The 10,088-nt window shown below is 66.9% G+C and carries 10 protein-coding genes; 3 read left to right on the forward strand and 7 right to left on the reverse strand.

Features of this window, described 5'->3' with window-relative positions:
- From MLGJGCBP_RS54255 to nrdH, 7 genes are all read right to left on the reverse strand, one after another.
- The coding region (locus MLGJGCBP_RS54255; RefSeq protein WP_442972090.1) for a TniQ family protein at positions 1-378 on the reverse strand (378 nt) is incomplete at its 3' end.
- Positions 378-1,421 carry an ATP-binding protein gene (locus MLGJGCBP_RS10690; RefSeq protein WP_160095424.1) on the reverse strand — a complete coding sequence of 348 codons (1,044 nt, stop codon included), beginning with the start codon at positions 1,419-1,421 and terminating at the stop codon, positions 378-380. The genes MLGJGCBP_RS54255 and MLGJGCBP_RS10690, both read right to left, overlap by 1 nt.
- The gene (locus MLGJGCBP_RS10695; protein ID WP_160095440.1) at positions 1,412-3,352 is read right to left on the reverse strand and encodes a Mu transposase C-terminal domain-containing protein; all 1,941 of its coding nucleotides are present in this window, start codon (positions 3,350-3,352) and stop codon (positions 1,412-1,414) included. The genes MLGJGCBP_RS10690 and MLGJGCBP_RS10695 overlap by 10 nt, the downstream gene beginning before the upstream one ends.
- 125 nt (positions 3,353-3,477) lie before the next feature.
- Complete coding sequence (locus MLGJGCBP_RS10700) at positions 3,478-4,179, reverse strand: TnsA-like heteromeric transposase endonuclease subunit (protein WP_236581025.1); 702 nt, start codon at positions 4,177-4,179, stop codon at positions 3,478-3,480.
- 312 nt (positions 4,180-4,491) lie between these two features.
- Entirely contained in the window at positions 4,492-4,683 is a 192-nt protein-coding gene (locus MLGJGCBP_RS10705; RefSeq protein WP_160095426.1) for a hypothetical protein, read from the reverse strand.
- Entirely contained in the window at positions 4,680-5,240 is a 561-nt protein-coding gene (locus MLGJGCBP_RS10710) for a DnaB-like helicase N-terminal domain-containing protein (RefSeq protein WP_160095428.1), read from the reverse strand. Before MLGJGCBP_RS10710 ends, MLGJGCBP_RS10705 begins: the two co-directional genes overlap by 4 nt.
- A 74-nt stretch (positions 5,241-5,314) precedes the next feature.
- Positions 5,315-5,575: a glutaredoxin-like protein NrdH gene (gene nrdH / locus MLGJGCBP_RS10715; protein ID WP_160095430.1), complete on the reverse strand. Its 261-nt coding sequence runs from the start codon at positions 5,573-5,575 to the stop codon at positions 5,315-5,317.
- Positions 5,576-5,823: 248 nt separating this feature from the next.
- Here nrdH and MLGJGCBP_RS10720 point away from each other — a divergent pair, with 248 nt between their 5' ends.
- The 3 genes from MLGJGCBP_RS10720 to MLGJGCBP_RS10735 all read left to right on the forward strand — a co-directional run bounded on the left by MLGJGCBP_RS10720 (position 5,824) and on the right by MLGJGCBP_RS10735 (position 9,986).
- Positions 5,824-6,276, forward strand: a complete 453-nt coding sequence (locus MLGJGCBP_RS10720) for a hypothetical protein (protein ID WP_160095432.1) — start codon at positions 5,824-5,826, stop codon at positions 6,274-6,276.
- A 1,146-nt stretch (positions 6,277-7,422) separates the two neighbouring features.
- Positions 7,423-9,189: a hypothetical protein gene (locus MLGJGCBP_RS10730; RefSeq protein ID WP_236581026.1), complete on the forward strand. Its 1,767-nt coding sequence runs from the start codon at positions 7,423-7,425 to the stop codon at positions 9,187-9,189.
- Positions 9,189-9,986, forward strand: coding sequence for a hypothetical protein (locus MLGJGCBP_RS10735; protein ID WP_160095438.1), 798 nt, complete (start codon positions 9,189-9,191; stop codon positions 9,984-9,986). Before MLGJGCBP_RS10730 ends, MLGJGCBP_RS10735 begins: the two co-directional genes overlap by 1 nt.
- Positions 9,987-10,088: the final 102 nt, after the last annotated feature.

Here is a 10,088-nt window from a genome sequence, read left to right on the forward strand (position 1 = left end):
ACCCGCCCTCATCGGCGGAGCCACACGGGTGAGCACTTTCGGTAAGTAGAACTGAGCAGTTTCAGCGAGCGCCATCACTCTCCGGCGGGTGAGTAGCGGTTCCGGTGGATGAGCGGTCGGAGTTGACGCGGGCCGTAGCTCGGGCAGGGCGTGGCCGAGGCTGCGCGGGGATCGGCCGGTTGCGGCGGCCAGGGCGTGCAGGGTGATTGGTTCACGCGTTCGACGTGTGCCGGTCAGGTGAGCGCCGAGATCGTCGGGGTGGAGCTGGTTGGCGATGGCGAGCCGATAGAGGTAGGAGGCAAGGGTTTCCCCGTGAAACGGAGGCACGGGTCGAGGCAGGCGGGCCGGTGGGACCAGTCGGGTGCCGAAGGGGAACATCAGGCGGCGCCGTGGCGGGCGGACTCGGCAGCATGGTCGACCGGGATGGAGTCCAGGAGTTTGCGGGTGATGGCCTCCTCGCCTTCTAGAATCGCCAGCTGGGCGGCGGCGCGGACCAGATGGGAGAGGCTGCCGATCATGCCGCCGGTGCGCCGGTGCAGGTAACGGGCATGGCGGGTCAGCGTCCCCGGCTCGTGGCGGTGCAGCCGCAGCGCGTCGTCGAGGGTGGCGATCAGGGCCTTCCACTCGGCGTCGCAGGGGAACGGGCCGGTGTTGATCAGCACACAACGCCCGGCGATCTGCTTGCCGCGCACCCCGGTGAACAGCCGGCGCTCGATGTCGATCCCGGCGTATACGAACGTTGCGGGCAGGTGCTCCGTGAAGTATTTGAGGTGATCGGACATGTCCTCGCCGGCGGAGGTGGCCAGGTTCAGGTTGTGCAGTTCGTCGACCAGCACGAGGTCCACCCGGGCCGCGATCATGACCTGGCAGACCGCGTCGGCGATGTCGGTGGTGTTGTAGCCGCGTTTGACCGGCGGCAGGCCGAGGAAGCGGGCGAACTCCATCGCAAGCTTGCGCGGCGAGCCTTTCGGTGGGGTGGTGACGTAGACGACCGGGATGCGATCGCCGGAGCGCTCGGGATAGCGTTGCCGCACCATCAGCTCGTGGGCACGGCCGAGCTGTTTGAGGGCGGTGGTCTTCCCGGTGGTCTGCTGCCCGGACACGATCAGCCCTCGGCGGGCGCTGATCTCGCGCCGGTTGAGCAGGGTCAACAACCTGCCCTGACGGGCCACGTCGCGCAGCGTCGACGTCGCGACGATGATCATTTCCGAGTGATAGTTCAGCCGGGCCTCGTCGTAGGCGTCGCGCTCCGGCTCCGACAACTTCGCCCACCGCCGTTCAGGCAGCAGGTCGAAGTGGGCGGCGGGGGTGTCGACGAACCGTCGCCACCCGGCCAGCGTCATCGTCGGCTCCCGCCGGTCGGTCTCGAGTCCGGCGTCGAACTCGTCCGCCGAATCGTCGATGTGACCGGCTACCACCATTTCTTGGCCTCCTCACGGGCGTCGAAGACCCCGAGGGGGATCACGTCCGCCATCTGACCGCTGTCCTCGTCGTTGTCGTCGTCATCCCATCGCGGCGGGGGCCCGGGCACCGGCGCAGGCGGTGTCCGCTCGGCCGCCGACACTGCCCGGGTCCGCCCGGCGACCCGCTTGTCCTTCTTGGTCGGCTTCTCGCGGGCGGGACCGCGTTCGGCGGAGTCCAGCAATGCGGCTGCGGCGCTCGCGATCTCGGCCTCGGTAACCGGGTCCTCACCTCGGCGGGCCAGCATCTGGCGTGCGTGGTCCCAGGCCTGTTCCCCGAACGGTGTCGGCCCAGCCCGCAGGTGGGTCCACGGGGCCTGAATCCAGCCGCCGTCGTAATGATTGCGGACCCAGATCCGGGTGACGTCGTAGGGGTCGTAGTGGACTTCCCATAACCCTTTTCGCGCGTTGACCCCGGAGTGCTGGCGGCGGTAGGGAGTCAGCGCCGCGCAGTCGTAGGTGCGGCGGCGGATCTTCACGCCGTAGGCGTTGATGGTGCGCCAGACCGCCGGCAGCAGTTCGATGTAGTCGTCGGCGGCCAACGGCACCGGCACGTATCCCGCGGTTTCCACCAGCGCGGCATACATTTCGTTCGGAGTCAGCGCCTTGCCGGGCATCAACGGATGCCGCAGCCCGTCGTGCGGCCGGTTCTGCCAGGTCGAGACAAGCCACTCGTCCAGCAGCTGTTGCAGCTCGACCATCGACCACACGGCGCCGTCCTCAGCATTGCGGCCGCGGCGCGCGACGCTGCTGCCGACATAGCCCGCGACGTATTGCGCGAACAGGGTGCCCACCGCGGAGAAGCTCGTTTCGACGGTGCCCTTCTCCCACGGGGAGCCCTCGTGGGAGGGTTGCAGGTTGATGCCCATCGCTCGGCAGGCGTTGCGGAACGCCTGCGACATGTAGACCATGCCGTGGTCGCAGACAATGGTCTCCGGCACGATCACCGGCCGCGCGGCGGCGTGTTCGAGCCGTTCATCGATATCGGTGAGCCGTCGGTGCGGCAGCACCGACCGCGACATGCGCAGTGCGTCCGACCAGCCCGGCCGCATCGGCTCCGGGGTCATCGCCCGCGCCAGCAGCAGCGCTGAGTCCACCGCCTTGGTCGTCGGCCGCAACACCGCCGCCGGGACCGACCGTGTCGCCACGTCGACGATCCAACTCAACTCGACCCGGTCGACCACCCCGTTGTCCAACACCACCCGCACGTCCAACGGTGTCGAGTCGATCTGCGTCCACTCACCCGGTCGCAGCGCGGTGACCGTGCCGAACGGGCCGTCCGGCCGCTGCGCCAACGAGCGACGAGTCCGCGCCGAACCGAAGGTGTGCTTGCCCGCCGAGATCCGCTCGACCAGACGATAGAACGTGGCCCGCGCCGGCATCACCGACGCCGGATCGACGCCGTGCTCCTCGACGAGGATCTGCTCCACCCGCCGCCGCAGCCGAGTGACCGTCCCCGTCGACTGGTTCGTCTGTTCGGCCACCGCCCGGTCGATTGCGGCGAGCACCCGGTCGTCGGTCCGCGCGCCCGTCTTCCGGGTCGAGCGGTGGTCGACCAAACCCCACACCCCGTGCTTCTCGTAGGCCAGGCGAAAACGCTGAAACGTGCTCAACGCCACCGTGTGCCCGTGACCGGCCAGCTCGTTCACCTTCGCCAGCTCACGCTGCCGCAGGCTGCGCACCGCCGGGTCGTACTCCGGTCTGGGCCGCGCCGCCCGCCCCGCCTCCGGAGGAACCCCCGCGATCACCTCGACGATGTGGTGCTCCCACCACCGCGCCTGTTCCACCAGCTCGGAGGCGACATCATCGAGCAGCCCCTGCGGCGGCAACGCCGCTGCCATGCGGGTCACCACACGAAAACCCGGCGCGGACAGCAACTCCGGCAGCGCCATCCGGCGCTCGTCGCCCGTCACATCGACCAACCGGACCTCGGTCCCCGACAGGGCTGTGACCGTGTAGGCGGCCCCGTCGACCTCAATCTCCTCGCCCACCCGAAGCTCCGCCGGCCGCGACACCGTCATCGGCCACCCCCAGCCACCCTCACCACAGACGCACCGGTCAACGGAGCCGACACCAGGTCGGCGACCAGGACCCCGGTCCACATCAGATGGAACAACGACGGCAGCAGCGCGAGCCGATCGCCGATCGCCTCCACCGCCACCAACAGCGGCGACGGGTGGAAGAACACCTCCACCAGCAGGTCGCGGTATGCATCATTCAGGCATCGGCGATGCCGATACCCAGCCAACCACCGCACGTTCGCCAACAGCACCGGGTCCACCGTGCCCACCCGGCGGTAACCCCAACCCACCGACTCACACGCCGCGGCCGTGACCGCGAACGCCGCGGAATCCTCATCCTTGATCCGGTCGTCGGCGCGAACATCGACCACCACTCCGCGACCATCGACCATCCGGACGAAGAAATCTGGGGCATGACGACGGGTCTTGCCGCCCGACGGCCAAGACAGCCAAAACGGCTGCGCTGCAAATGCCCTCACTCGCGTTGAGAAGTCCAGCATCATCAGCTGATCCCGCTCCAGCCACGACTCGAACCCGACATGGCGCCCCATGCAGCCAGCGAAATACTCGCCTGAGAAACTCCGCTGCCCCCGATAGGAGGGGAACTGCCGCACCGGCGGCACATCCTCAAATCGTGTCGCCGAGCACATCGCCAGCGCGTCCCGGCGTTCGACCAGACCCGCCGCCCCGACCTCCAAGAACCGCAGCTCGAACCCATCCGCGTGGTGGATGACGGCGGCCTCAGCCGCTGAACCACTCGCCACCATCACAACCCCGGACTCGTCGCAGCACGAACAGCCCAAAGTAAAACACCGACGCCTCAACTATGTGAGACGACACGCCGGATACCTCAGATCAACGAGACTGCCTCACCATCAACGAGACAGGACAGCAAGCATCAGCCGCGCCGAGCCGGGCGCCTCGTTCTCCACCCACATGTTGTATCAGACACAACATTGATGCATCCACATGAAGCTGGTTTGGTGCAGGCGTCGCGGCCGACGCTGTCGTCAGAACAGGCCCATCTGATTGCGGGCCGCGTCGACGTCGGTGCGGTGCTGGTAGGCGGCGGCGAAAGCGCGCGCGGCGGACTCGGTGCAGCCGATCTCGCGGCCGACCTGCGTCCAGCTGAGCCCATCTTCGTGAAGTTGCCAGGCGTCGCGTTCGTCGTCGGTGGTCGGGAGGGCAGCGTGGATGGTCACTGGTCTGCTCCTCGGAGGTTGTCGAGTCGTTCGGTGGCGGCGCGCTGTTGGCGGCCGAGGACGCACATGTGTTCGTAGAGTTGATCTTCGGGTAGCTGTTCCGCCGCTTGGACGAGGGATTGCGCGGTTGCGCGGAAACTGCGGCGGTAGGCCTGCGAGATGACGGTGCGGGTGTAATGGTCGAGGGCAATGTGGTCGGCGCCTCGGGTAGTGATGTTCGCCAGGTAGCGCGATCGCTCGGCGCCATGGTGACCGGCGAGGTCGCCGGTGCGTTCGAGTTCGGCGGCGACCATCGGGGCGTTGTGCGGAACCCCGGAATTCACGAGCCGAGCGATCACGGTGAACAGTTCGCGGTGGATAGGCCGTTCGAAATCCGTGGTGGCGAGGGCGGTGACAGTCCTGGCTGCGGCTTCCGCCGGCGCCCAAAGCAGTGCGCACAGGCACAGGACCTCGACGTCGGCATGGGCGTCGATACCGAGGTCAGAGTCCTCGATGAGGTCTTCGGGTGTGGCGTCGGCGGCTTCGGTGACGGGTACCAGCTCGAGTGCTGCGGCCATGTCGGTCAGCCCTTCGTATCGGCGGAACAGAGGGTGTGAGGTCTGCGGAGGTCGAACCACATTCGCCCCGTTTTTCACGGGACGATTTGTTGCATCGGCTGCAATACTTCCCAGTCGGTGAGGGCCTTGATGCGGTCGGGGCGGAAACCCGCCCAATGATCGTCACCGGCCACGACGACAGGGGCCTGCAGGTAGCCGAGACCCCGCACGTAGTCGTGGGCGTCGAGGTCGCGGGTGATGTCGACGACCGTGTACGCAAGGCCCTCCTTGTCCAGGGCGCGGTAAGTGGCGGTGCATTGCACGCAGGCCGGTTTGGCGTAGATCGTGATGGTCATCGTGCGCTCCGCTCTGTGTTGCTGTGTGTGCCGGCGGGGGACCGGAAGCATATGCGCTGCGGCCCCGGTTCGCCCGGCGAGCGGCGATGGCGGAGCCGCTTGCCGCGGTACGGTCCCGGCTCGGTGCGGTCCGCAGCACTACGGTGTCGTTGTCGATCGACCAGCTTCGGGCCGCCTCCCCGCCCCGGTGCCGGACGAGTAGCCGACACCGACGCCGTATCATCCGCCCGATACCGAGGAGAATGCCGATGCGCAGCTTCATCCATCTGGTCCTGTTCGCGTGCGCCATTGCGGTCGCGATCGGTGCCTTCCTTCCCGTCGCCGGCGGCATTACGCCGGGCGACGTCGCGGTGATCGATCTCCGTGACGGCTTCCCCGCCGGAATCACCGACGTTGAGCAGATCGAGAATCAGGCCGTGACCTTCTACAAGTCGATGACGGCACTATTGCTGGGCGCTGCGGCCTTGCTGCTGGTCGCCGCGTTGGTGGGTTCCCGTGCGGCCGAGTGGTTGGGCGTGATGGTGGGGATCGGCACGCTCGCGGTGTTCGGATGGCGGCTCAATGACCGTGTTGGTGACTACCTCCGGGACAACTACGACTCCGTGCTCACCGATCGCTGGGGGCTGTACCTCGCCGGCGGTGGCCTGGTCGTCGCGTTTGTGGCGTTACTGGTGCCGAAGGGACGACCGGCGGCGGCGTGATTCGGCTGTCTGACTCGGTTCACGGGAACTGCACCCCGGCCGACTAAGCGGCCATTCCACTCGCGGCGGCGGCCGCACACACCGCTGGGATCGGCCTGCCAATCCGACTGCTGGGCGGCCAGTCGCGGGGCGAGAAACAGGTTGCACTGCAACGGGGCACCCACGAAGACCTCACCGGGCGTGAGCGCCCGCGTACCGAAGGGCGAGGCAGCCTCGGCGCCGGCCTCGCGACCTCAAATGGGGGTGTTGACCGGACTGACCGACGACGCGGTCGGTGATGGTCGAGGGCGCCGCGCACGCACCGGTGTTCACGTGCGAGGTCCGCAACCCGGACCACTCGGCAACCGGACGTAGTACAACGAAGACCCTCGCGAAAACCGTTGCGGCAGCGTCCCTTGTCGGTTCTCTTCTCAACTCGGCATTGTTGCAATCGAATTCGGATACGCCATATCTGGAATGGGCAGCGGGGTTCCAGCGAGATGAACGAGACTCCAAGTGCACGCCCCTTGTACATCGAGACCCATTACACCAAAGGTTGCCGGTGAGACGTTGTCGGTGAAGCCGCAAACGGCCGGGTCGCCGCGGTGTTTGCGTGCGGAGGTGCCTCTCGCCGCATTGATCGAGGGCTCTCCCAGTGAGACGGATCGGAGGCACCTTGCGCGCAACTATTCATGCATTCTTGCGCGCAAGGAAGCTAGCACGTAAGTTCGCTTGTAGGACGGTTGTTTACATTCAAGCCGCTTCGATGTCGCGGGCTGTGACGCAACGCCGACGACCGGGATGGAGAGAGGACAACGTGTGATGCCCGATTCTCGCGGACCGGGAAGTCGAAATACCCGCACCGAGAGGTCCGAAACACCCACCCCGCCGCCTGTGCCCACCGAACACCCGACTTCCGGTATACACACCGCGACGCCACGAATTACCTCGACACTGGAGCCGAAGAAGGGACCGGACAAGGAGCCCCTCAATACCCGCGTGCTCGTGAGTACATCGCGGCGGCTGGGGTGGTTCACTCAGGAGTACGGATATTCGGTGACCAATGTCGTCGACGTTGCGCTGCAGGAGTTCTTCGCACGCAACGGCGTGCCCGACGTGGACTCCAACGGCGAGATCGCTGAATAGATGAACGGGGGAGGGCGAGCAATGGCAGACGATCAATACGCACTGTTCGAATTCGATGACACCACAACAAACGTCGACCCTGCTGACGTTCCCCCCGAACCCGAATCGGACGAACAACCCGACGTTGCCGAAGATATCTCGACCCCCCCACCCCCGGAAACGGACGGTGCCGTAGCCGCCACCCCACCGGCGTGGGAGACGCTCCCCGCGGGAGACGAAGCTGATGGCCACGCCCTGATCGTGACCGTTGAGGGAACGTACACACCGTCGGGCCGTGAGCTGACCGGTCCGGTCGATTCGGTCGAAAAGCTCGACAAGCTGATTCGGTGGGCCGCCCTGACCCCGCTGGGTGCCCCTCCGCAGGTGTGGATCGTCAATCACGGTGCGTGCGAGGCGTTGGGGTGGGTGATCGACCCGGGCTCGGAAGACGACTTCGAGGACATGGAGGCGCTGCGCACGCGTGCCGCTTCCGATTTGACCGCGGTCCTGCAGGCCACCCTGACGCCGATGCTGAATGCGGGATGGGAGTTGCGGGGCGACCCGGGGCACGTGGTGCACCTGTCCCGGTCCGTCGGCAAGTTCACCTCGATGGTCGATGTGGTGATCGAGCCATATGTGTGGACATACTGGAACAAGGATTTCGGCTGGAACAACCGGGTCGGCGAGATGGGCATTCTCGGCTCACCCACCGCCGGAACATATCTCCCGGACGACGACCTCCCGGCAGCACGCGAGCTGGGACGCAGGCTGGCATGGTCCGCGAAGAATCTCGGGGTGCTCCCCGGACCGACACCCGCACGCACCGGCGCCGCGATCGTCGACAAGATCAAGCGGGAACGCACCCGCTCGGGGAAGGGCCTCGTCGTGGCGACCGCAGGCCCGGTACCGCCCCTCGACGGCGCCCCACGCGGCGACCTCGAACCCGCAGTCGGCTGGACCAGGGTCCCCGACGCCGAGGACCTCGAAGGAACGAGCCGGGTGGTGTCCATCGACCAACGCGCCGCCTACCTCGCATCCGCGGGCATGCTCGAATTCGGGTACGGGCAGCCCGAGCATCTGACCGGTGAGGCGGCCGCCGCTGCGGCGGTGGGGGACAAGGGTGCCCCGTTCGGGCTGTGGCGGGTCACGCTGCCGCCCGGGCAGACGCTGTCGCTGCCCGGCAAACTCCCGTTGCCGCACCCGCACATGCTTGAAGACCAGCCCGTGCAGACCTGGGTCACCTCGGTCAGCCTCGACGGATTGTGCTCGCCGGTGGCCGATGGTGGGATCGGCGCCGATCTCGACGATCTCGACATCACCGAGGCCTGGGTGTATCCGCAGCAGGGTCGCGTGCTGGACAAGTGGGCGAAGATCCTGCGCGAGGCCCGACGCACCGCCGTGGACATCGACGACGCTCCGACGAAACGGTTCGTCGGATCCTGCTACAAGGGCTACATCGGGCGGATGGTCAACCCCGACATGTGGACTGCCACACGGATGCAGCACCATCACCAGCCGCTGTGGCGGGCGTCGATCATCGCGCACTGCCGGTGGCGCGGCCGCCGCGTCGCGATGCGAATCGCCCGCGAGCACGGCCGCTGGCCGATCCGCACCGTCACCGACTCCTGGGTGTATCTCCTCGCCGAGGGCGAGGACATCGCCGACCCGAGTGAGGCGCTCGGGAAGATGTCGGTGGAGAAGGACACCATCGTCACGGACACACTCCTGTCCGCCTTCGCCTCCGCCGAGGACGTTCACGACGTGAATCTGGCGATCAAAGCGGCTTTTGCCGAGGACGAGGACGAGTGATGGCGCTGCATCTTCCGAAGCCGCGGACCACGAAGCCGCCCCAGGAAACGGTCGGTCTCGACGGCCTCAAGGTCTCGGTCGCGGGCGCCGCAACAACCGGCGTCGAAAAGTCGAAGCAGGTCAAGAGCGGGGGACTGGCAGGGCTGACCAGCAAGGTCTCCGTCACGCAGCTACGCAAAGAGCTCGGCAACGAGGGACTGCGCCAAGCCGCGATCGACGCCGGCCGCACCCCGCCGTCGGACCGCACACTGCGCCGGTGGGCCCAACTTGGCCGCATCCCGCACGCCGACGTCCTCGAGCGTGCACAACGCCGCGCAGCGATCGAACGCCTCGGCGGCATCGATGCCGTGGCCGCCAAGATCGGTCGATCCCGATCCGCCGTCTCCCGGTATCGGTCCGGGGAAACGAACGAACTGCGCGCCGATGCCGGCAAGAAACTCAAGAACGTCAAAGCCGAAGACATCATGAAACGCGCCGGCGTACTCCGCCCGGACGGAACCCCGAAGAAGGCCGTCATCCGGGTCAGGGGCGGAGTCATGGTCCGCAACGGCGCCGACGAGGGATACGACTACCGCGTCCGCACCCTGGATTTCGCCAACTCGGACACCCCGTTCAGCAGCGACGAATCCCGTGAACTCGCCGCCGCACTGGCCAACGACGACCACGCCCGCGTCGTGGCACTCCTCGAACGACATGCCACCCTCGACTACCCCGAGAACAAGGGCTTCGACAAATACAGCGACCAGTTCGGATTCCATTTCGACCACATCGACTCCGTCCACATCGACTGGATCTGACGACCCAGAGCACAGCTGCGGGGCACGGAACTTGTCAAGGTGTTTGAGTCCAACGGGAGTTACGCCGCGGCTTGATCCCCGTCGGAGTCGTCGTGCTCCCGC

This window comes from Rhodococcus sp. T7 (genome assembly GCF_009872365.1).
Lineage (GTDB): Bacteria > Actinomycetota > Actinomycetes > Mycobacteriales > Mycobacteriaceae > Rhodococcus_F.

Coding starts and splice junctions, on each gene's coding strand:
- MLGJGCBP_RS10690 (WP_160095424.1), bottom strand. CDS start 1,421: ATGGTGGTAGCCGGTCACATCGACGATTCGGCGGACGAGTTCGACGCC.
- MLGJGCBP_RS10695 (WP_160095440.1), bottom strand. CDS start 3,352: ATGGCGCTGCCGGAGTTGCTGTCCGCGCCGGGTTTTCGTGTGGTGACC.
- MLGJGCBP_RS10710 (WP_160095428.1), bottom strand. CDS start 5,240: ATGGCCGCAGCACTCGAGCTGGTACCCGTCACCGAAGCCGCCGACGCC.
- nrdH (WP_160095430.1), bottom strand. CDS start 5,575: ATGACCATCACGATCTACGCCAAACCGGCCTGCGTGCAATGCACCGCC.
- MLGJGCBP_RS10720 (WP_160095432.1), top strand. CDS start 5,824: ATGCGCAGCTTCATCCATCTGGTCCTGTTCGCGTGCGCCATTGCGGTC.
- MLGJGCBP_RS10730 (WP_236581026.1), top strand. CDS start 7,423: ATGGCAGACGATCAATACGCACTGTTCGAATTCGATGACACCACAACA.
- MLGJGCBP_RS10735 (WP_160095438.1), top strand. CDS start 9,189: ATGGCGCTGCATCTTCCGAAGCCGCGGACCACGAAGCCGCCCCAGGAA.